Below are 20,007 nucleotides of genomic sequence, written 5' to 3'. Positions count from 1 at the left end.
TGAGCTTGTCGAACCATGATCGGCTTAACCGCCCACCCTTCGACAGGCTCAGGCCGAACGGTTAAGCCTTGCACCGTGTCCCGCCTTAAGTGGGTAGCCTCCGAACCGAAGAACAATTGCAATTCACTAATTCCTTCACCGACCGGCTCGCAATCACCCAAGCTCTGGCTTGGTATTATGAACTTGCTCAAGTTATTTCGCGCTTGTTCCGTGTGAAATTTTCCAGCACTAAGCCACAAAAAAGCGTAATATTTACGCATAAATAACGCATTGGAGATTTTTATGGCAACAGACAAAAATGTAATTCGGCTTAGCTTGGCCGTATCGCCTGAACTGAACGCACGATTAGAGCAACTGGCCGCTTCCGGGTGTACAACCAAAACCGAGATATTACGCAAAGCCATTGCCCTATACGACGTAGTGGCCGAAGCCAAGACAGAGAAAAGGCGCTTTGGCATTCTTGATGAGGACAAACACTTGCTCACAGAAATTGTGGGGATTTAATAGCGTCTGAGCCACAAATTAATCTGGGGCAAATCGGCAAAGAACACAAATACGAATTATCAGTCAGCAACGAAACGCCAGAAGACGCTGAATCCAGGCGGTTAAAGGAAACGGCTGACGCAATATTAAAGCGAAAGATGACTTACACGTTATTTTGCTTTTCGCTTGTAATCGTTGGCACTATATTCGTGGGATGTATTTACACCTTTGCCACTGGCGCAGCGGACGATAAAAAATGGGCGGCTGCAATCGTCAGTGCGATTGCATCGGGTCTGGTCGGCTTTCTCGTTGGTCATGGAAAAAGATGAAATCAATTAGAGTGACTGAGTTCAAATAACTTCATTTACTTGTCATTTCGTCTAACTCGGCCAAAAAATCTTGATAATTGTAGTGGGCAATACCGCTTTCTTCCCCCTGAATTAACATTTGCCGAAGCGCTTGAAGCTTACTTTCGGAATCTTCCAGTAACCTTAATCCCGCCCTAACAACTTCACTCGCAGAGCCGTATCGGCCAAATTCTAGCTGCTGAGAGATGAAAGAATCGAAATGATTGCCTAAAGTAATACTTGTGTTTTTTGCCATGACCGCCTCCAAATTACCAATATATACCATATATTGGTATATTAAGACATAAAATACAAGCCTCGAATTAGTTTTATACAACACCCTACATTAGCTGGGGTGTTATCATGGCCCGCATAAATTAATAAATAAATGCCCTAAAAGGGAGAGTAAGCCATGAGCCTATCGCCCATCCTGCTTCAAGCCACCGAGCTTGGAATTCGCCTTGAAATCGTCAACGGTCTTCACATCTGGGAAGCGCAGCCTGTTTATCGTCATCAGAAACATATAGAACGTATTGTGCAAGGCATAACTAAAACCGATAATGCCCAGTCAGGCTGTGAATGTGTTCATGCTGTCGATGTGTATATTCAATTTCCTACTGGACTAAAACGCCCCGATATCTCAATATTTTGCAGAGAGCCGAGTGAAGAAGAACAGGATTCGGCATTAACCATGATTCCCGAGGCCGTCATTGAAGTCGTCAGCAAAGGCTATGAGGCCAAGGATTTAGAGATTGGGCCGCCTTTTTACCTGTCTCAAGGCGTTAAGGACGTCATCGTCTTCGATCCGCTGACACTGTTGGTTCTCCATGTCCGTAAAGACCGAACCACGCGGCAAGTGTCTCCGGTTGTTATCGGCTTGGAGTGTGGCTGTCAGGTGTTGGTATAAGGCGAGTCGCCTAAAAATTCAAGCTAACTGATTGTGCGTGTTGTCTTCAAGGCTAATTGAAATCTTTTTCCCAACAGCGGCAGCTGCTTTTGTTAGTGTGGCTAAGGTAACAGAATGACAGTTAGGGTTAAGTAGCCTATCCAGTTGAGGCCGGCTTGTATTCATACGTCTGGCCATTTCACTTTTGTTTATATGCATTTCATTCATCGCTTGTACAATCATGGCGGCAATCACTTTTTTTATTGCCGCAGCTTCTACTTCTTCAAAAATACCTTCTTCCTGAAGAAAACTGTCAAAGTCAGAGCCAATATGTGGGTTCATTTCAGACCTCTTAATTTTTTTAATCTATCTTTTGCAAGATTCAATTCCTGCTAAGTCCTTCACACAACTTTCCACTTAAACCTTAATACGTAACCGCAATAGCATTAATAACCCCATAGCAATCAACAATCCTACCGCCAGCACATAAAGCCCGGCACTTAAATTATGCGTGGTGTCTTTAACCCAGCCCAGAAAAAACGGGCCGATATAACCGCCTAAACCCCCCACCGAATTAATCATGGCAATACCGGTAGCCGCGGTTACACTGGTATTGCACAGTATCTTGGTTGGAATTGTCCAAAACAACGAAAAACACGCCATAATGCCAGTACACGCTACCGATAAACTCAATAGCGACAGACTAATTGGCGACTGAAACCAGGCGCTGGCAAAAAGTCCAACTGCGCCCACCCCCATACACACCTGCATAATGCGGTAACGCTCATTGTGTTTATCCGAATAATGCGCAATAAACGCCATGCCAATGCTGGCGCAAATATACGGAATAGAACTGAGTAGGCCGGTGATAATCAAACTGGACTGGCCAAAATCATGGATAATTTGCGGCAACCAGAACGAAATGCTGTACAAACCGGCCACCAGCAAAAAGTAAATACCCGCAAGCAGCCAGATAGTGACATTGGCCAGGGTTTCTTTAAAAGAGCAGTGCTGAGTGACCGCCAGTTGCTGCTCGGCGGCTAAATGCTCGCGGACTAACTGTTTTTCCGCAGCTGTTAACCACGCTGCATTTTCAGGTTTATCCTGCAAGATAAGCGGCGCAAAGCAGCCTAAAATGACCGCCAGTAAACCTTCCAGCAAAAACAACCATTGCCAGCCTTGTAAATTCTGCACACCTTGCAGGCTTTCCATAATCCAGCCGGAAATCGGCCCGCTAATAATCCCCGAAAAAGCAATGCCAAAAATAAACACAGCAGTGCATTTGGCACGGTAACGATTGGGAAACCAGTAGGTTAAATATAAAATTATACCCGGAAAAAATCCTGCTTCACCCATGCCCAGTAATAAACGCAGGCCATAAAAGCTTAAGGGGCTATCAACAAACATCATAGCGCTGGAGATTATGCCCCACATCAGCATAATGCGGGTCAGCCAAATGCGTGCGCCAATCTTATGCAGCATGATATTGCTGGGTACTTCAAAAAAGAAATAACCGACAAAAAAGATACCTGCGCCAAAGCCGTAAACAGTATCGCTAAAGCCCAAATCACCAGCCATCTGCAATTTTGCAAAGCTGACGTTCATGCGGTCAATATACGCTGCCACATAACCAAAAAATAAAAACGGCATTAAACGCCAGGCGATTTTTCGGTACAGAGCATCGGTGTCGGTTGTATTGGGTGAGATAGACATATTTAGAATGGGTAAATTGATTTACACTATGCTGGATAATTAAATACATACACTATAATTTATCGGCATGCTGTTCATCACGCCAAAAGAGGCTGTATGTTACTTAAACCCTGCTTATAAATATACCGATAAGGCTAATCATTCGTTTTGGATAACGCGACACGACTACATTATCTTCAAGCAATGGGCATTGATGTGTGGATACCGAAAGTTGCATCCAATGCTGTGGACTTGCCCTCTCCAGAAGCAGATCAAGCTGATAAGTCCGGAGTATTGATTGAGCAGTTTGTACCAACACCGAACGATAACTGGGAAACCCTGCAAGCTGAAGTTTCTGTGTGTACGCGTTGTGCTTTATGTGAAGCCCGTACCCAGACGGTTTTTGGTGCTGGCAACAAAAACGCCGACTGGATGATTGTTGGCGAAGCGCCAGGGCAACATGAAGATGAGCAAGGCTTACCATTTGTCGGTAATGCGGGACTATTGTTAACGGAAATGCTCAGAGCTATGGGCTTAAATCGGGAAGATGTCTTTATCAGCAATATTGTAAAATGCAGGCCACCGAATGACCGTGATCCTGAGCCGGCAGAATCCAAAAGCTGTAACGACTATCTGCAACGTCAATGTGCTTTGCTTAAACCCAAAATAATTCTGGCAGTAGGGCGTATTGCGGCGCAAACCTTATTAAAAATCGACGCCCCGTTAACTCAGCTACGCGGCAAAGTCCATACTTTAAATAATACGCCAGTTATTGTAGTCTATCACCCCGCGTACTTGTTGCGCACCCCGTCAGAAAAGCGTAATGCTTGGCTGGATTTACAATTGGCAATGCAAACACACAAGACATAAAAGGTTAGTTATGCGAGGGCTGTTGGACAAGATTAAGAATTTTGTAATTTACGATGCTGATAGAGAGTTTTATGCGGAAATATTTCCCGATTCTGTGAGCAGAAACGATTTGATGCGTATGCGTACCATGCTGCATAGCGATTTGCCTCATGTTATGAATATTGAGATAAAAAATTATCCATTCCCTTGGCAGGAAGATATTTTTACCGATTGTTTTAGAGTGGGTTACGACTGCTGGGTGTGTGAAGAACAAGGCAAAGTGTTGGGCTATTGTTTGGTATCCGTGGCAGTCGGCGAAGCACATATTCTGAATATTTCAGTGGATCCCGGTGAGCAAAAGCAGGGCATAGGCCGAAAAATGATGCAGCATGTCATTGATTCTGTCAGAGGCAAAGCGGAAACGGTATTTCTGGAAGTCAGGCCATCCAATGTGGGGGCTATTGGTCTTTATGAGAGCCTGGGATTTAACGAAATTGGTATCAGAAAAGATTATTATCCGGCTGAAAATGGCCGCGAAGATGCCATTATGCTGGCGTTGCAATTGTTTAATTAATTCAGGGCAGTTTTGTTTTGTGTAAACAAACTTAATTGCAGTCAAATCTAAACATAATCGTCTATCCACTTAAAGGTGAGACAAAGTGTAATGTTACTGGCGTAGGTTGGGGTGACGTTAAGGAACCCCAACACATGATGCGTCGTATCGTTGGGGTTCGTTACCTCACCCCAACCTACAAAACGTGTCCCAGATTAAATGAGTAACCAAATAATCTAAGAATCAGCCCGTTTTCTGAGATTCTACAGCAATGTAGGATCTTGATTCTATTATGTCTGTTATAATCAGCCACCAAAAAACGCACGCTTAGCGACAGAGCCATTTTTAGGGAAATATCCGATGACTCATAAAAGCTTAGTGCTTTATCCAACATAACCAATTGAAGAATAAGTGGATTTAAAACATATCAGAAACTTCTCCATTATCGCGCATATCGATCATGGTAAATCAACACTCGCAGACCGTTTTATACAATTATGTGGTGGATTGACTGACAGGGAAATGTCAGCGCAAGTACTCGATTCTATGGACATAGAAAAGGAGCGTGGTATCACCATTAAAGCGCAAAGCGTGACATTGGACTTTAAAGCCAAGGACGGTGAAACCTATCAACTCAATTTCATTGACACCCCAGGCCACGTTGATTTTTCTTACGAAGTATCCCGCTCGCTAGCCGCGTGTGAAGGTGCATTGTTAGTCGTTGATGCCGCGCAAGGTGTTGAAGCACAAAGCGTGGCCAATTGCTACACCGCCATAGAGCAGGGTTTGGAAGTTGTTCCGGTACTGAATAAAATTGATTTGCCCTCAGCAGAACCTGAGCGCGTGCTGACAGAAATAGAAGAAGTCATAGGCATTCCTGCCGATGAAGCATTGATGATCAGTGCTAAAACCGGTTTGGGTGTTAAAGACGTATTAGAACAGTTGGTTATTAAAGTACCCCCTCCAACCGGTAATATTGACGGCCCTTTGCAAGCCTTAATTATCGACTCCTGGTTTGACAGCTATCTTGGGGTAGTGTCGTTAGTGCGTATTATGCACGGCAGTATCCGCAAAAAACAAAAGATTACCATCATGTCCACCGGTAAGTCTTTTATTGCCGATTCTGTGGGTGTGTTTACACCTAAGCGCCTGGAAAAAGACATACTGAACACAGGTGAAGTCGGTTATGTCGTCGCCGGTATTAAGGATATTTTCGGTGCGCCAGTCGGCGATACCGTCACCTGGACAGACAAACCTGCATTAGAGCAATTGACCGGTTTTCAACGCGTACAGCCACGGGTTTTTGCGGGTTTGTATCCGGTCAGTTCCGATGATTACGAAGGCTTGCGTCAAGCGTTAAACAAATTAAATCTGAATGATGCTTCCTTGCAATTTGAGCCGGAAACTTCGCAAGCTTTAGGCTTTGGCTTTCGCTGCGGATTTTTGGGGTTGTTGCACATGGAAATTGTGCAAGAGCGCCTGGAGCGCGAATACAACGTTGACCTTATCACCACTGCACCCACCGTTATTTACGAAGTCATCACCCAAACCGGCCAAGTGTTAATGGTCGATAATCCGGCCAAATTACCGGATGGCGGTGTCGTTAAGGAAATCAGGGAACCAATTATTCGCGCTAATATTTTAGTGCCAGAAGCCTATTTGGGCAGTGTTATTACCTTGTGCATTGAAAAGCGCGGCGTACAAAAAGATATGCAGTATGCAGGGCGGCAAGTATCTTTGCATTATGAAATGCCACTCAGTGAAGTGGTGTTAGATTTTTTTGATCGTTTAAAATCGGTCAGTCGTGGTTTTGCCTCTTTTGATTATGAATTTTTACGTTTTCAGGAAGCCGATTTAATCAAGCTGGATGTATTGATTAACGCTGAGAAAGTGGATGCCTTGTCGATTATTGTGCATAGGGATCTGAGCAATAACCGTGGCCGCGATCTGGTCGAAAAAATGAAGGAGCTGATCCCACGGCAAATGTACGAAGTAGCTATACAAGCTGCGATTGGCTCCAAAGTTATCGCCCGCTCTACCGTAAAAGCGATGAGTAAAAACGTAACGGCCAAGTGTTATGGCGGTGATATCAGCCGTAAGAAAAAATTACTGGAAAAGCAAAAAGCTGGCAAAAAACGCATGAAACAAGTGGGTAGCATTGAAATTCCTCAAGAAGCATTTTTGGCAGTTTTACAACTTAATAAAGAATAGCTGCGTAAAGCGTTCATCCCTTTAAAACTTTGAGCATACTGTTATGGACTATGATTTTTCGTTTTTTCTCTTTCTCGCCACTTTAATTACGGGTGTTACCTGGGGCTCGTATCTGCTGATCCTTAAATCCAGAGGCGAAGTATTCGACGAAAATAATGAACCCATTCTGGTCGAGTATGCCAGATCGTTTTTTCCGGTTGTACTGATTGTATTGTTGTTACGGTCATTTTTGGCAGAACCGTTTCGTATCCCCTCCGGATCCATGATGCCGACTTTATTAGTGGGTGATTTTTTATTGGTGAATAAATTTACTTACGGCATACGTTTACCGGTCATCAACAAAAAAATAATTGAAATCAACGAGCCTCAGCACGGCGACATTGTAGTGTTTCGCTTTCCTAAAGATCCTACCGTTGATTATATTAAGCGGGTTATTGGTTTGCCTGGCGATAAAGTCTCTTACCATAACAAGCAACTTGCCATTAATGGCGTGCCCGCAGCACAAGTGTCGTTAGGCAGCTACCAAGGCGTAGGGCAGGGTGATGATATGACCGGTGCGGAGCATTTAACGGAAAATTTGGTCGGCGTTGAGCACAGTATTTTAATCAGACAAGATGCAATCTCTGCGGAAGGCGATTATATCGTGCCTCCAGGCAGTTATTTTGTCATGGGCGATAATCGCGATAACAGCAATGACGGTCGTTATTGGGGTATGGTGCCCGAAGCTAATTTAGTGGGCAAAGCGTTTTTTATCTGGATGAACTGGGACTGGGAACATAAAGGCATTGATTTTGATCGGATAGGCACTGTTCTAAAATAGGCTACACTTTAAGGCGTTAATAATAAAATTTTTGAGGAGTAAAAATGAAATTATCGTCTAATCGTCAGCAGGGTCTCACTTTAATATCAACGCTTTTGCTTTTGGGACTGATCGGTTTTTTTGTCCTGCTAGGGGTTAAGGTTGTTCCCGTGTATCTTGATCACAGTAAAGTCAGTAACGCGCTGAAGGCTCTTGAAGCCGCTGGAAATGTTCAAAGTCAAAGTGAATTTGAAATTAGAAACGATTTGTCAAAACGTTTTAATATGAACTATGTCTACGATGTGACCCAGGATGATATCAAAATTACCAAAAATGGAAGTTATTTGAAAGTTGCCATTCAATATGAAGTAGTTAAAAAACTTATCGGTAATTTAAGTATTTTGGCGGAATTTAATGATGCGATTGAGGTCGGAGATAAGTGATTAAAAAGCCGCAGGTCTTGTGTAACAAGCTAGGTTTAGAGTTTAATGATCCACAGCTTTTTGCCCTGGCTTTAACGCACCGCAGTGTAAGCTCTTATAACAACGAGCGCTTAGAGTTTTTGGGCGATTCTATTTTAGGCTTTGTGATTGCCGAAAAGCTGTTTGAAGCTTTCCCCAGCGCCAGTGAAGGTGTATTAAGCCGCTTACGAGCCAGTCTGGTTAACCAAAGTTCACTAGCGGATTTGGCCAGAAGTGTGCAGTTAGGTGATTATTTGTTGCTGGGGGCAGGGGAATTAAAAAGCGGCGGTTTTCGGCGTGATTCTATTTTGTCCGATGCTATGGAAGCGATTATGGGTGCTTTGTTTGTCGATCAGGGTATAGAGGCCAGTCGTCGCTGGATAGAGCGTTTGTTTATGGAGAGATTGCAGTCTTTAACACTGGATAACTGGCAAAAAGACCCTAAGACTCAATTGCAAGAACTTATGCAGGCCAAAAAACTAGATTTGCCCGATTATAGCTTGGTTACCATGTCCGGACTTGCCCATGAACAAGTATTTAAAGTCAAATGTACCATTCCTTTATTGCCAGAACCGTGTATCGGTGTTGGTATTTCCAGAAAAAAAGCCGAGCAATCGGCAGCTGAGCTTATGCTTGAATTATTAAATAAGGTTAATTAATGAATTGTGGTTTCGTGGCTTTGATAGGCCGTCCTAATGTCGGTAAGTCAACTTTGATGAATCATTTGCTGAAACAAAAAATCAGCATTACTTCCCGTAAGCCGCAGACTACCCGGCATCGCATCACCGGTATTAATACCACAGAAGCCGGACAAATTATTTATGTTGATACGCCCGGTATGCACGGTGATGGCAAGCGTGCCTTAAATCATTATCTGAATAAAACCGCCGACACCACCATGATGGGGGTTGATGTTATTGTCTGGCTCATTGATGGTTTATTCTGGCATGAGTACGATGACATCATCTTCAAAAAACTGGAGCAGGCCGGGTTACCTGTCATTTTAGCGGTTAATAAGTTTGATAAAATAAAAGACAAAGATGATATTTTGGCTTTTATTGCGACGGCTCAACACCGTTATCCTTTTGAGCATTTAATTCCTATCTCGGCGTTAAAGGGCAATAATCTGGACCAGTTGGAAAGCTTGATACTTAAGTTATTGCCCGAAGGTAATTTAATTTACGATGCTGATCAAATCACTGATCGCTCCGAGCGGTTTTTGTGTGCTGAGATTATCCGGGAAAAGCTAACCCGTCGCTTAGGGGATGAATTGCCTTATGCGTCTACCGTTGAAATTGGGCTTTACCAGGAAAAGCCAGGTCTTACCAAAATATACGCCGTCATTTGGGTGGAGCGTTTAACACAAAAAAACATTGTTGTTGGTAAACAAGGTGAAATGCTGAAAAGTATCGGTACTGACGCGCGTCTGGATATTGAAAGGCTGGTTGGCCAAAAAGTGTACTTACAGCTTTGGGTTAAGGTTAAAAAAGGCTGGTCTAACAACGAACGCGCTTTGCAGAGTTTAGGTTTTAATGACATGTAACGCTATTTACGGGCAGCCTGGTTTTATTTTAAAACAGCGGCAATACCGCGAAACCAGTGTAATCATAGATGTGTTCACGCAAGATTTTGGCCGTTTTTCCTTATTGGCAAAAGGCGTCAGAAAATCTAAATCGAAAACGGCCGCCGTATTGCAGTCTTTTATTCCGTTATCAGTGTCTTATCTGGGTAAAGGTGAGCTTAAACTACTTACCAGTGTTGAGATGGCTCAACCCCCTTTTGAGTTGAATGGATTGGCGCTGTATTGTGGTTTTTATGTCAGTGAGTTGATAATTTGTTTTCTACATCAACATGATCCGCATCCGGATGTATTTTTTGATTACATGACTTGTTTGGCTCAGCTTGCCAATGCGACAGGCTCAGAGCTGGAAGCGGTATTACGGGTTTTTGAAATAAATTTAATTGAAAAAATTGGTTATGGCTTACAGTTGGAGTTTGATTTTTTAAATGGACAGCCGATTAATTCCGCAAAAAAATATGCGTTTGACGTGGAGCAGGGCGCTTATGAAAATGCACAGGGATATTTGTCTGGCAGTACCTTATTGGCGCTCAGTGCAAAAACATTACACGATCCTCAAGTATTGAGCGAAGCAAAACTATTAATGCGCTCTGTTATTGACTTTTATCTGCAAGGCCGACTGCTCAAAAGCAGGCAAGTGATTAACCAAATTATCAAAAGAATAAGCAATGAATAAGAAAAGGGTTTTGTTAGGTGTTAATATTGATCACGTTGCAACCATAAGACAGGCGCGGCGTGGGCTGTATCCTGAGCCTGTGCAAGCGGCTCTGGTTGCCGAGCAAGCCGGTGCGGACGGTATTACGGCGCATTTGCGTGAAGATCGTCGGCATATACAAGACCGTGATCTGTTTTTGTTAAAAGACATGATACATACCCGCCTTAATATGGAGATGGCGGTAACCGATGAAATGGTGGCTATTGCAGTAAAACTCAAGCCGTTTGCGTGCTGTTTAGTACCTGAAAAGCGCCAAGAATTGACTACCGAAGGCGGGTTGGATGTGGTGGCTAATTATGCGCGTGTGCAATCTGCTTGCGAAAAATTAATCGCCGCAGGGATTGCAGTATCACTGTTTATAGACCCCGATGAAGCACAAATAGATGCCGCTGTTAAAATGGCTGCGCCGGTTATTGAATTACACACAGGATCGTACGCGCAGGCGAGGCAACCGGCGCAGCAGTTACAGGAATTACAGCGTATTAGGCACGCGGCACACTATGCCGATAAGGCTGGCTTGCAGGTGAATGCAGGGCACGGTCTGGATAGTTACAATGTTGCCGATATTTGCGCGATACCTGAAATTGTCGAGCTTAATATTGGTTATGCCCTTATCGCTCAGGCTTTGTTTTCTGGGTTAGCGCAATCAGTTAGACACTTAAAGGACATTATGCAATATGCACGCTTACACGCCAGTTGATGCCGAGTTATAAATGGATATCGAGTTTTATCAATTAACCTCAGCAGGCGATAGAGAGGCCAATCAGGATTACATGGCACACGTCCTAAAAGATCGTTACGCATTGTTTGTGGTGGCTGATGGTCTGGGCGGGCATTATGGCGGTGAAAAAGCCTCACGTTTTTTTTGTCAGGGTCTGCTAAAGTGTGCCGATATTTATGGTAAACGCATAGAGAAAAATCCCGTAACGGTGTTTACCCAATGGGTGGATGCCGCTGTCATTGAGATGAGAAATCTGTTTGCTGATGACATTGCCAGTTATCAGGCTTATACCACCTGTGCCATTCTTTATATGGATGAGGATATTGTATTAACCGGACATTGCGGGGATTCGCGGGTATACCGAATGGAACCGCAACGGGTTTTATGGCGTACCCGTGATCATTCCCTGCCTCAGCAATTATTTAATGAAGGCGTTATTACCGACCAGGAAATGGCAAAACATCCCGGGCAAAATAAGCTAACGCGCAGCATTAATGCGCTACATACCAGTCCTGTTGAAGTTAATATTTACCCAGGCAAAAAAAAAGGGGATAGCTTTATTCTGTGTAGCGATGGTTTTTGGGGTAATGTAAAAGAACAAGAGTTGTTGCAATTGGCGCAACCTGACAGCAGCAAAGCTGACCTAGGTAAATTGGCGCAGTTATCGGTTTTGCGTGCTAACGGGGGCAGTGATAATGTGACGGTTCAGTGGATAAAATGCTTGTAGATCAGTCACATTTAAATGTGACAAAGGATACGGTGCATCATGTGTTGGGGTTCCTGACGTCAGCCCAACCTACAGCTTTTATCAACTTAAATGGATGCCCACAAAATATCAGTGCGTTGCAAAACCATGCTTTTGCATACGATAAAGCAAAGTGTCGCGTGTTAAGCCTAATAATTTTGCCGATTTACTGCGATTGCCTTTAGTGCGGTTTAAGGCTTGATGAATCAAATCAGCTTCCAAATTATCAAGATATAAGCCCGATTCGGGTAAAACAAAATCGTTGGATGATGGCGAATGGTTTTTGTAATTGCTAAATTCTAAAGGCAAGTTTTCAGGCTCAATAACGCGATCTGCCAGCAGAATACACAGCCTTTCGCATAAATTGCGCAGCTCACGAATGTTTCCGGGCCAATGATAGGCTTTTAGCGCTTTTAAAGATTGTTTGCTAAATTTAGGTGCGGTAATGTGGTGGGTTTTTTCAAAGACAGTCAAAAAGTGCGCCACTAAATAATCAATATCTTCGGCGCGTTGATTTAACGGTGGCAATTCCAGCGGCACAACGTTGAGTCTAAAGTATAAATCGCGTCTAAATTCACCGTCGGCAATTTGTTTTTCAAGGTTGGCATTGCTGGCGGCAATAATGCGTACATCAACGGTATAAGCTTCTGTATCTCCAACAGCCATGCACTCACCGGTTTCAATAACGCGCAGTAACTTGGCTTGCACAGTAATTGGAAGTGAATTGATTTCATCTAAAAACAGTGTGCCGCCGTTAGCAGCCTGAAAAATCCCTTCATGGGCGCTTGTTGCACCGGTAAAAGAACCTTTTTTATGGCCGAATAACGAAGATTCAATGAGGCTTTCGGCTAATGCAGCACAGTTTAAGGCAATAAACGCTTTGTCTGCGCGGGCACTAGCTTGATGAATAGCGGTCGCCAGTATTTCTTTACCGGTACCTGTTTCGCCTTTAAGTAAGATAGTGACATCGGTAGCAGCGGCTATTTTTGCGCTACGAATAACAGTATCCAAAACAGGCGATTTGCTGATAATGGCATTAAAAGAATTCATGGCCTAACCTCTTTAGTGTAACCCAGTGTGCGACGTTGTAATGAGTGCCATGGGATTTAACCAGGGCATAGCCGCCAACAATGCCAGAGCGATCATAAATAGGCCAATTGCCTGTTTGAATCTTTGCATGGTAGACAGCTTTTTAAGAATACCGGTCATTATACCTACGCCCATGACTGCCGGTAAAGTGCCCAGTCCGAAAAATAACATGGTGAGTGCGCTTTGCAGAATATTTCCGGTGGTGGCGGCTAAGGCTAACGCCGAATAAATTAAACCGCAAGGCAACCAGCCCCACACTAAACCAAATAAATAGGCACGCGTGTGGGTTTTGATGGGCATGAGCTTTCGACCAAATGGCTCTATGAGTTTCCAAAAATTCATCCCCAGTTTTTCAATATAGGCAAAACGGGGAAACCAGCCTGCGATATAAAGACCTGCGCCGGTCATAATCAAGGCAGAAACTATTTGTAATACTCGGTGGCCATCAAAGCCTGGAATGGGCAATGTAACAACAGAACTGGCAAGCCCCGCCAGCGCACCAGCGGCTGTATAACTGGTAACGCGGCCAAAATTGTAATTAAATACAAATGGTAATAAGCGTTTTTTGTTATTGCGTATTTCGGGGCTAAGGCTGAAGGTTAATGTGCCAATAATAGATCCGCACATACCAATGCAATGCAGGCTACTCGCTAATCCCATTAGAAAAGCGAACAAATAAGAACTAGTAAAAGCGATAGGGAATTCCATGTTGGGCAAACATTACCATAGAGAGACGTTAATACAAACAACTATCCGTGTTAAAGCCGGAAATGACAATACGCTATTTTCGGCTTCCAACTTAAGGCCGGACAGGTGAAGGTGTGCCGTTCGTAGTGAGCTTGTCGAACTATGAGCGGCACACCGTACACTCTAATATTTTTAGATGAGCCGGTTTGATTTCCAGCGCTCTTGGCTTAGCCGACTTTTGGCATAGCTTTAAGCTTTTCCACCACTTTATCGCCAAATTGTTCGGTGCTGATCATGGTGACGCCGCTGCCAGCTTTAGATAAATCGGCAGTGGAATAACCATCGCTGAACACGGCTTGCATCGCTGCCCAGACATTCTTGGCTTCTTCAGCCATATCGAAACTGTTTTCCAGCATCATGGCGACAGAGCCGATCATGGAATACGGATTGGCGATATTTTTACCGGCAATATCAGGCGCTGAGCCGTGTGACGGTTCGTAATAGGCTTTGTCATCACCCAGGCAAGCGGATGGCATTAAGCCTAATGAGCCTAAGATACCGCCGCCTTGATCGCTTAAAATGTCACCAAACATATTTTCCATCACCATGACATCAAATTGTGTAGGATTAAGACACAAGGCAGTCGCAGCAGAATCGACCAGCATGTTGTGTACAGTCACATCAGGGTATTCCACCGCCACTTCTTCCATGACTTCATTCCACAATACGCTCGATTTTAGCACATTGCTTTTGTGGATATTATGCAGTAATTTTCGACGTTTATTGGCTAATTTGAAGGCCTGGTGCATGATACGGCGGATTTGCAGTTCGTCATATTCCAGGGTTTCTTTGACGTAACGTAAACCTTGTGCGTTAACACCGCTTTCTTTTTGGCCAAAGTACAGGCCGCCCACTAATTCACGTACGATGACCAGATCAATGCCTTCCCCGATAATTTCGGCTTTGAGCGGTGAAAAATGCGCCAACGCTTTGGGCAAGGAAACCGGTCTAAAATTGGCGTAAGTATTGTAGCGACGGCGCATAGGCAGCAATGCACCGCGTTCGGGTTGCTTATCAATAGGAATTTTTTTGGATTCTTCGTGGCTTAAACCAATCGGGCCTTTAAGAATAGCATCGGCTTGATCGCAAATGTCCATGGTAGCTTGCGGGAAGGCATTGCCAGTTTCAAAATAGGCACATGCACCAAACGCGGCAGGCATTAATTCAAAAGCCACATCGTTACGTTCTTCTATGAGTTTGAGAACTTTAAGGGCTTCGCGGGTAATTTCGGGGCCGATGCCGTCTCCGGCTAATACTGCAATTTTATAATGCTTCATAGGACTTTGATTGGTCTGCCTGGCTAAGGATAAAAGCCGGTCATTTTACTGTATTTTTCAGGGTTATAGTGATTGATTCAGGGTGATTGATAGGATAGTGCTTTCAGATTGCTTACGGTTATCCAGTGAAATTAGTTGCGATTGAAGAATTCTGGGTGACTTCGTATTCGTTACAACTTAATGAATATGACATTTTTGGGGAAATTAAAATATCGCCAATCTCTATCATCTTAAAAATTAGAGTTACAATAAGGCCTATATTTTAAGAAATAATGGATTGCCCTTTGACTGACAAAATTATTCGTATCGCCACGCGCCAGAGCCCTTTAGCACTGTGGCAAGCAGAGCATGTTGCAGAGCGTTTACAATTGGCGTTCCCAGATATTAGTGTGGAGCTGGTTAAAATGGTGACGCGCGGCGACAAAATATTGGATACGCCATTGGCTAAAGTGGGCGGTAAAGGCCTGTTTGTTAAAGAGTTAGAGCTAGGTATGCTGGAAGGTAAGGCTGATATTGCCGTGCATTCCATGAAAGATGTGCCGGTGGATTTTCCAGAAGGTTTGCATCTGGCCGCTATCTTAACGCGTGAAGATCCGACCGACGCGTTTGTGTCCAATCATTATGCCACGTTACGAGATTTGCCTGGAAACGCCCGTATTGGTACCTCCAGTTTGCGCCGGCAATGCCAGATCAGTAGCTTATTTCCAAACGCACAGATCATACCGCTACGCGGTAACGTCAACACACGCTTGGCTAAACTGGATGCAGGCGAATACGATGCTATTATCCTGGCTTCTGCGGGACTTAAACGTTTAGGTATGGCGAATCGCATTACTGAATGTTTGGAGCCATCAGTCAGCTTGCCAGCGATTGGTCAGGGCGCGATTGGTATTGAGTGCCGCGTTGATGATGTCGAGATAAATACTATGCTCGCGCACTTACACGATCGTGAAACCGGCGTGTGCGTTAGTGCGGAACGTGCCATGAATGCTCGTTTGAGTGGCGGCTGCCAAGTACCGATTGCTGGTTTTGCACAATTGCAAGGCGATGAATTGTTTATGCGGGGTTTGGTGGGGCATCCCAATGGCAGTGTCTTGTACCGTGCAGAACGCAGTGGACATTTTAATAATGCCGAGGCGATGGGTCGTGAGATTGCCGAAGATTTATTGGGGCAGGGTGCGGATAAAATTTTGCAGGATTTATATCACGAATGAAACCGCTAAACGGTGCACGTATTTTAGTCACACGCCCCGTAGATCAGGCAAACAAACTAAGTGAGTTGATTGCTGAGCACGGTGGCGAGGCGATTTGTTTGCCTACTGTTGCTATTGTTGAGCATGAAGACCGTGTCAATATCCAAAAAAAAATGGCAAATTTGAGTGAATTTCAGTGGCTTGTTTTTATTAGCGCAAATGCGGTAAATTTTGCAGTTAAGGCGAATAGTGGCAAAATACCTCACAATCATTCATTAGGTGTAGTTGCAATAGGGCCTGCTACTGCACAAGCTTTGCAATCAGCAGGCATGGCTGTGGATTTAATGCCTACAGAACTGCATAGCAGCGAAGCATTGCTAGCGATGCCGCAAATGCAAGCCATTGATGGACAGTGTTTTTTAATCGTCCGAGGCAGCGGTGGGCGTGAGGATTTAGCCAGTAGTTTGCGGGCGCGTGGTGCTAAAGTTAACTATTTAGAAGTTTATAACCGAATAATTCCCCGCGTGGATAATTCGTATGTGCTTGCTTTGTTGACAACAAATACATTAGATGTGGTTACCGCCACCAGTGTTGAAATATTACAGAATTTAGTAGTCATCATAGGTGCTGAGGCGCATCAACAACTCTTAAAAGTACCTTTAGTTGTGATGAGTGAAAGAATAAGGTGCGTGGCTGTGGAGATGGGATTTGAGCGAGTCGCTGTGACGAAACATCCTTCGGATACAGCAATTCTTGAAACAGTAACAACGTATGTAACAGGAGCATAGAGTGGCTGAATTAATAGAACAACAAGAATCACCTGTGGGTGAAAATAAACACCCACCTCGGTCGCGCGGCGGATTCTGGTTTGGCGCTACAATTTTGCTACTTGTAATTGGTTTGGCAGGCGTAGGGTTTTTTGTACTCAGCCAGTTACGCGCTAAACAAGAGGGTTTTAGCGGCGAAGTCAGAAACGAGATGACTAAGCAGTTGGGTGGTTACCAAACGCAACTTGCTGCTATTGAGTCGCAAATAGCGGCGCTGCAGGCCGATATTTCCAATAAAGATGCTCGTTTCAATAAGACGATTAGCGATTTTTCTAATTTGCATAATGAAAAATTGGATAACACACGCAAAGACTTGGGCGAGTCTATTTTAAAGTTGCAACGCCAACTGGGTAAAACTCGCGGTGACTGGTTGATTGCAGATGCCGAATATTTGCTCAGTGTGGCCAATGAACGTTTGTATTTGATTGGTGACGTGAATACCACGCGTCAAGCCCTTGAAGCTGCTGATCAGCGCTTGCGTGAAAGCGGCGATGCGTCGGCGTTTAAAGTACGCGATCAAGTGATTAAGGATATTGCCGCGCTCACTGATGTTAAGTCTGTTGATGTGGTGGGCTTGTATTCATCAATACAGGCTTTGGAATCGCGCGTTAATAATTTAGTATTGTCATTGCCTTATGCTGGTAAATTGCCTGAAATATCAGGTAAATCTACCGATAGTGACGATAGTTTATTGGGCGCTGCCAAAAATAAGCTTAGTGAAATTGTTACTATCAAGCATAGCGATAAATCGGTTAAGGAAATATTAACGCCAGAACAAGCGCAGTTTATTCGTGAACAACTCCGTGTTAAGCTAGAAATAGTTAAAATCGCCTTAGTGCAACAAAATGAACCGCTCTATAAAGCAGGTTTGGTGGATGTTAAGCAATGGGTTGACCAACAGTTTACCCAGAATAGTGAGACTAAAGCGTTTGTCGCTGAATTGAATCGTTTTGAAAGTATTAAAATTCGCAGTCAATTTCCTGATATCAGTGTTTCCTTAAAAATGCTCAGAGATATTACCAACTTGCGTATTGAAACCGACAAAGGCATGCAGCCGGAGCCAACAAGTTCTAACGATACCGGTGTTGATGCTCAGGTTGTTGAGGGGGAAAAATCCATTGACCCTGTTAAACCTGTGGATAGTGTTCAAGCTCCTGATGCAGCGCCGGTTCAGGCTGTGCCATCCGTGACAAACGTTCAGGTAGAGCCTAAAGTAGATCCTAAGCTTGAGGTGGACTCTGTGCCGCTATCTCAATTGTCAATGCCTAAAGCAGCGCCAGTTCAGCCGTCAGCTGAACAAGTTGAGCCTAAGAGCGAGCCAATCGTAAATTCTGTCGAAGAAAAATCGCCCAGTACTGATGGTCAGCAACCGGCTGAGAGTAATAAGGCTCAAAACCAGCAACCGGAAGAAGACAAGCCGTTAGCGGCTAAAGTGCTTGAAAAAATAAAGCAGTATTTGCCCGGCAATAACTAGAGAATAATAATGAAAAAACTACTTTATCTTCTAGGGCCGTTGTTGCTGGCTATTATCGTTGTTTTTTTGCTTAACAAATGGTTAGGTGGTTTTGAAACGCCAGGCTATGTGCTGATTGGCATAGGCGAATGGTCAATGGAAACTTCGCTGGTTGTATTTGCGATCAGCCTGGTTATTGGTTTTTATATTTGTTATAACTTTTTCAGGGTCATGGGCTGGTTAGTTAAGATGCCTAAGCAGCTTAAAAATCGGGGCAAGCGCATTAAGTTCAATCGCTCTCAGGAAGCACTGATCGCAGGCTTGGTTGATTCTGCCGAAGGTAACTTTGAAAAAGCTGAAAAAGCATTAATTAAACATGCCTCGCACAGTGGTGCGCCGTTGCTGCATTATTTGACCGCGGCGAGGGCGGCGCAGTCGCGCGGCGCTTTTGAAAAGCGTGATGAATATTTAAAAATAGCCTCAGATAAAGCGCCAGGGTCTGATCTGGCAGTAGGTTTGACTCATGCAGAGCTAAGTTTATCAGGCAATCAGTTTGATCAAGCCCTGCAAACCTTAACCAAGTTGCATTCGATAGATCCCAGCCATGCCAGTGTTTTAAGGTTATTGCACCAGACCTATCAAAATCTGGGTGACTGGGAAAATATCCGTAAATTGATTCCGACCTTAAACAAAAATAAGGTCATGATGGAAGCTGAAATCAAATTATTGGAAGCAGAAGCGTTCAGTAACTTATTGAAGCAGGCCGCAGAACGTGGCAATGCTCAGGAAATTCAAACGCTGTGGGCAGATATTCCAAGTTATATCAAACGAATGCATGGCTTGTCGGCAATTTATTTTGCTGCCATGATTAATGCGGGGGCGAGCGCAAAAGTTGAAGAAGAATTAACTAAGCTGCTGTCAGTTAATTGGGATGAAACCTTACTGGTTTTGTTTGGCAGTGTGCAATCTGAAGATAGCGCTAAACAATTTGCCGTGGCTGAAAAATGGCTTAGCTTACATTCTAAGGATGTTGTTTTATTAAATGTTTTGGGTAAACTAAGCATTAAAGTCGGCGAACCACAAAAAGCCGAGGATTATTTGTCACAAAGTATTCAAATTGAACCCACTGTTCAAGCCTATCAATTGCTGGGTGATGTGTTATTTGCACAAAATGAAAAAGACAAAGCCTGCGAATGTTATAAATACGGTTTGGAACTGGCTTCAAGTGAGATTGTTAGTCAGATTGATGCGGTATCGTAAGGGTATATCGTTTAGTTTGGTGGGCTATATTTGTTATTTATGAGTAGGAAAGTCGTGTTAAATTTCTTGAATTCTTCTCTACATCAATAAAAATCCTAAAAAATCGACGGGTTTCTATTA

General features: G+C 43.9%; 23 protein-coding genes. 16 read left to right on the top strand and 7 right to left on the bottom strand.

Annotated features, from left to right (window positions below; translation table 11 throughout):
• Positions 1-191: hypothetical protein (locus ACHZC4_RS08405; RefSeq protein ID WP_394753384.1), on the bottom strand; the 191-nt coding region annotated here is incomplete at its 3' end.
• 91 nt (positions 192-282) lie between these two features.
• On the opposite strand from ACHZC4_RS08405, the gene ACHZC4_RS08400 reads away from it, so the two are divergent.
• A complete protein-coding gene (locus tag ACHZC4_RS08400; RefSeq protein WP_087146491.1) occupies positions 283-504 on the top strand; it encodes a ribbon-helix-helix protein, CopG family in 222 nt (73 codons plus the stop codon).
• A gap of 339 nt (positions 505-843) precedes the next feature.
• On the opposite strand, the gene ACHZC4_RS08395 is transcribed toward ACHZC4_RS08400, so the two are convergent.
• Positions 844-1,086 carry a type II toxin-antitoxin system ParD family antitoxin gene (locus tag ACHZC4_RS08395; protein ID WP_394753383.1) on the bottom strand — a complete coding sequence of 81 codons (243 nt, stop codon included), beginning with the start codon at positions 1,084-1,086 and terminating at the stop codon, positions 844-846.
• 156 nt (positions 1,087-1,242) lie between these two features.
• On the opposite strand from ACHZC4_RS08395, the gene ACHZC4_RS08390 reads away from it, so the two are divergent.
• Positions 1,243-1,737, top strand: a complete 495-nt coding sequence (locus ACHZC4_RS08390) for a Uma2 family endonuclease (protein WP_394753382.1) — start codon at positions 1,243-1,245, stop codon at positions 1,735-1,737.
• A gap of 18 nt (positions 1,738-1,755) precedes the next feature.
• On the opposite strand, the gene ACHZC4_RS08385 is transcribed toward ACHZC4_RS08390, so the two are convergent.
• Together ACHZC4_RS08385 and ACHZC4_RS08380 are read right to left on the bottom strand one after the other, a co-directional pair.
• The gene (locus ACHZC4_RS08385; protein ID WP_394753381.1) at positions 1,756-2,058 is read right to left on the bottom strand and encodes an XRE family transcriptional regulator; all 303 of its coding nucleotides are present in this window, start codon (positions 2,056-2,058) and stop codon (positions 1,756-1,758) included.
• A 75-nt stretch (positions 2,059-2,133) separates the two neighbouring features.
• Complete coding sequence (locus ACHZC4_RS08380; protein ID WP_394753380.1) at positions 2,134-3,429, bottom strand: MFS transporter; 1,296 nt, start codon at positions 3,427-3,429, stop codon at positions 2,134-2,136.
• Between the two features lie 147 nt (positions 3,430-3,576).
• Here ACHZC4_RS08380 and ACHZC4_RS08375 point away from each other — a divergent pair, with 147 nt between their 5' ends.
• The 10 genes from ACHZC4_RS08375 to ACHZC4_RS08330 all read left to right on the top strand — a co-directional run bounded on the left by ACHZC4_RS08375 (position 3,577) and on the right by ACHZC4_RS08330 (position 12,023).
• Positions 3,577-4,278: a uracil-DNA glycosylase gene (locus tag ACHZC4_RS08375; RefSeq protein ID WP_394753379.1), complete on the top strand. Its 702-nt coding sequence runs from the start codon at positions 3,577-3,579 to the stop codon at positions 4,276-4,278.
• A gap of 10 nt (positions 4,279-4,288) precedes the next feature.
• A complete protein-coding gene (rimI, locus tag ACHZC4_RS08370) occupies positions 4,289-4,831 on the top strand; it encodes a ribosomal protein S18-alanine N-acetyltransferase (RefSeq protein WP_394753378.1) in 543 nt (180 codons plus the stop codon).
• Positions 4,832-5,221: 390 nt separating this feature from the next.
• The gene (gene lepA / locus ACHZC4_RS08365) at positions 5,222-7,021 is read left to right on the top strand and encodes a translation elongation factor 4 (protein ID WP_394753377.1); all 1,800 of its coding nucleotides are present in this window, start codon (positions 5,222-5,224) and stop codon (positions 7,019-7,021) included.
• Between the two features lie 43 nt (positions 7,022-7,064).
• Positions 7,065-7,841, top strand: a complete 777-nt coding sequence (gene lepB / locus ACHZC4_RS08360; protein ID WP_394753376.1) for a signal peptidase I — start codon at positions 7,065-7,067, stop codon at positions 7,839-7,841.
• A 44-nt stretch (positions 7,842-7,885) separates the two neighbouring features.
• A complete protein-coding gene (locus ACHZC4_RS08355) occupies positions 7,886-8,263 on the top strand; it encodes a DUF4845 domain-containing protein (RefSeq protein WP_394753375.1) in 378 nt (125 codons plus the stop codon).
• On the top strand, positions 8,260-8,940 hold the full coding sequence (gene rnc, locus ACHZC4_RS08350; RefSeq protein WP_394753374.1) for a ribonuclease III: 681 nt from the start codon (positions 8,260-8,262) through the stop codon (positions 8,938-8,940). The genes ACHZC4_RS08355 and rnc overlap by 4 nt, the downstream gene beginning before the upstream one ends.
• A complete protein-coding gene (era, locus tag ACHZC4_RS08345; RefSeq protein ID WP_394753373.1) occupies positions 8,940-9,824 on the top strand; it encodes a GTPase Era in 885 nt (294 codons plus the stop codon). Before rnc ends, era begins: the two co-directional genes overlap by 1 nt.
• Positions 9,814-10,536 (top strand): DNA repair protein RecO, encoded by a 723-nt coding sequence (gene recO, locus ACHZC4_RS08340; protein ID WP_394753372.1) that lies wholly within the window; start codon positions 9,814-9,816, stop codon positions 10,534-10,536. The genes era and recO overlap by 11 nt, the downstream gene beginning before the upstream one ends.
• Positions 10,529-11,275, top strand: coding sequence for a pyridoxine 5'-phosphate synthase (gene pdxJ, locus ACHZC4_RS08335; protein ID WP_394753371.1), 747 nt, complete (start codon positions 10,529-10,531; stop codon positions 11,273-11,275). The genes recO and pdxJ overlap by 8 nt, the downstream gene beginning before the upstream one ends.
• A gap of 13 nt (positions 11,276-11,288) precedes the next feature.
• Entirely contained in the window at positions 11,289-12,023 is a 735-nt protein-coding gene (locus ACHZC4_RS08330; RefSeq protein ID WP_394753370.1) for a PP2C family protein-serine/threonine phosphatase, read from the top strand.
• Positions 12,024-12,131: 108 nt separating this feature from the next.
• Here the strand turns inward: ACHZC4_RS08330 and ACHZC4_RS08325 are convergent, their stop codons facing one another.
• The 3 genes from ACHZC4_RS08325 to leuB form a co-directional block, all read right to left on the bottom strand.
• Positions 12,132-13,091 carry a sigma-54 interaction domain-containing protein gene (locus ACHZC4_RS08325; protein WP_394753369.1) on the bottom strand — a complete coding sequence of 320 codons (960 nt, stop codon included), beginning with the start codon at positions 13,089-13,091 and terminating at the stop codon, positions 12,132-12,134.
• 12 nt (positions 13,092-13,103) lie between these two features.
• Complete coding sequence (locus ACHZC4_RS08320) at positions 13,104-13,838, bottom strand: sulfite exporter TauE/SafE family protein (protein ID WP_394753368.1); 735 nt, start codon at positions 13,836-13,838, stop codon at positions 13,104-13,106.
• Positions 13,839-14,044: 206 nt separating this feature from the next.
• A complete protein-coding gene (gene leuB, locus ACHZC4_RS08315; protein WP_394753367.1) occupies positions 14,045-15,154 on the bottom strand; it encodes a 3-isopropylmalate dehydrogenase in 1,110 nt (369 codons plus the stop codon).
• Positions 15,155-15,438: 284 nt separating this feature from the next.
• On the opposite strand from leuB, the gene hemC reads away from it, so the two are divergent.
• Genes hemC through ACHZC4_RS08295 form a run of 4 tightly spaced genes read left to right on the top strand, consistent with a single transcriptional unit; the run spans position 15,439 to position 19,887 of the window.
• Positions 15,439-16,368 carry a hydroxymethylbilane synthase gene (gene hemC, locus ACHZC4_RS08310; protein ID WP_394753366.1) on the top strand — a complete coding sequence of 310 codons (930 nt, stop codon included), beginning with the start codon at positions 15,439-15,441 and terminating at the stop codon, positions 16,366-16,368.
• Positions 16,365-17,135: a uroporphyrinogen-III synthase gene (locus ACHZC4_RS08305; protein WP_394753365.1), complete on the top strand. Its 771-nt coding sequence runs from the start codon at positions 16,365-16,367 to the stop codon at positions 17,133-17,135. Before hemC ends, ACHZC4_RS08305 begins: the two co-directional genes overlap by 4 nt.
• Before the next feature lies 1 nt (position 17,136).
• A complete protein-coding gene (locus ACHZC4_RS08300; protein WP_394753364.1) occupies positions 17,137-18,648 on the top strand; it encodes a uroporphyrinogen-III C-methyltransferase in 1,512 nt (503 codons plus the stop codon).
• Positions 18,649-18,657: 9 nt separating this feature from the next.
• Positions 18,658-19,887 carry a heme biosynthesis HemY N-terminal domain-containing protein gene (locus ACHZC4_RS08295; protein ID WP_394753363.1) on the top strand — a complete coding sequence of 410 codons (1,230 nt, stop codon included), beginning with the start codon at positions 18,658-18,660 and terminating at the stop codon, positions 19,885-19,887.
• Positions 19,888-20,007: the final 120 nt, after the last annotated feature.

This window comes from Crenothrix sp. (assembly GCF_043729335.1).
In the GTDB taxonomy this organism is placed as follows: Bacteria; Pseudomonadota; Gammaproteobacteria; order Methylococcales; family Methylomonadaceae; genus Crenothrix.
Note: the sequence above shows the minus strand (reverse complement) of the source record. Positions and strands in the feature narration are given on the sequence as shown.

Bases quoted from the DNA above. Each gene is read 5' to 3' on its own strand.
- era (WP_394753373.1), top strand. From the start codon at position 8,940: ATGAATTGTGGTTTCGTGGCTTTGATAGGCCGTCCTAATGTCGGTAAG.
- leuB (WP_394753367.1), bottom strand. From the start codon at position 15,154: ATGAAGCATTATAAAATTGCAGTATTAGCCGGAGACGGCATCGGCCCC.
- lepB (WP_394753376.1), top strand. From the start codon at position 7,065: ATGGACTATGATTTTTCGTTTTTTCTCTTTCTCGCCACTTTAATTACG.
- pdxJ (WP_394753371.1), top strand. From the start codon at position 10,529: ATGAATAAGAAAAGGGTTTTGTTAGGTGTTAATATTGATCACGTTGCA.
- ACHZC4_RS08330 (WP_394753370.1), top strand. From the start codon at position 11,289: ATGGATATCGAGTTTTATCAATTAACCTCAGCAGGCGATAGAGAGGCC.
- ACHZC4_RS08325 (WP_394753369.1), bottom strand. From the start codon at position 13,091: ATGAATTCTTTTAATGCCATTATCAGCAAATCGCCTGTTTTGGATACT.
- ACHZC4_RS08320 (WP_394753368.1), bottom strand. From the start codon at position 13,838: ATGGAATTCCCTATCGCTTTTACTAGTTCTTATTTGTTCGCTTTTCTA.
- ACHZC4_RS08390 (WP_394753382.1), top strand. From the start codon at position 1,243: ATGAGCCTATCGCCCATCCTGCTTCAAGCCACCGAGCTTGGAATTCGC.
- recO (WP_394753372.1), top strand. From the start codon at position 9,814: ATGACATGTAACGCTATTTACGGGCAGCCTGGTTTTATTTTAAAACAG.
- ACHZC4_RS08395 (WP_394753383.1), bottom strand. From the start codon at position 1,086: ATGGCAAAAAACACAAGTATTACTTTAGGCAATCATTTCGATTCTTTC.
- ACHZC4_RS08400 (WP_087146491.1), top strand. From the start codon at position 283: ATGGCAACAGACAAAAATGTAATTCGGCTTAGCTTGGCCGTATCGCCT.
- rimI (WP_394753378.1), top strand. From the start codon at position 4,289: ATGCGAGGGCTGTTGGACAAGATTAAGAATTTTGTAATTTACGATGCT.
- ACHZC4_RS08305 (WP_394753365.1), top strand. From the start codon at position 16,365: ATGAAACCGCTAAACGGTGCACGTATTTTAGTCACACGCCCCGTAGAT.
- ACHZC4_RS08355 (WP_394753375.1), top strand. From the start codon at position 7,886: ATGAAATTATCGTCTAATCGTCAGCAGGGTCTCACTTTAATATCAACG.
- ACHZC4_RS08295 (WP_394753363.1), top strand. From the start codon at position 18,658: ATGAAAAAACTACTTTATCTTCTAGGGCCGTTGTTGCTGGCTATTATC.
- ACHZC4_RS08380 (WP_394753380.1), bottom strand. From the start codon at position 3,429: ATGTCTATCTCACCCAATACAACCGACACCGATGCTCTGTACCGAAAA.
- ACHZC4_RS08385 (WP_394753381.1), bottom strand. From the start codon at position 2,058: ATGAACCCACATATTGGCTCTGACTTTGACAGTTTTCTTCAGGAAGAA.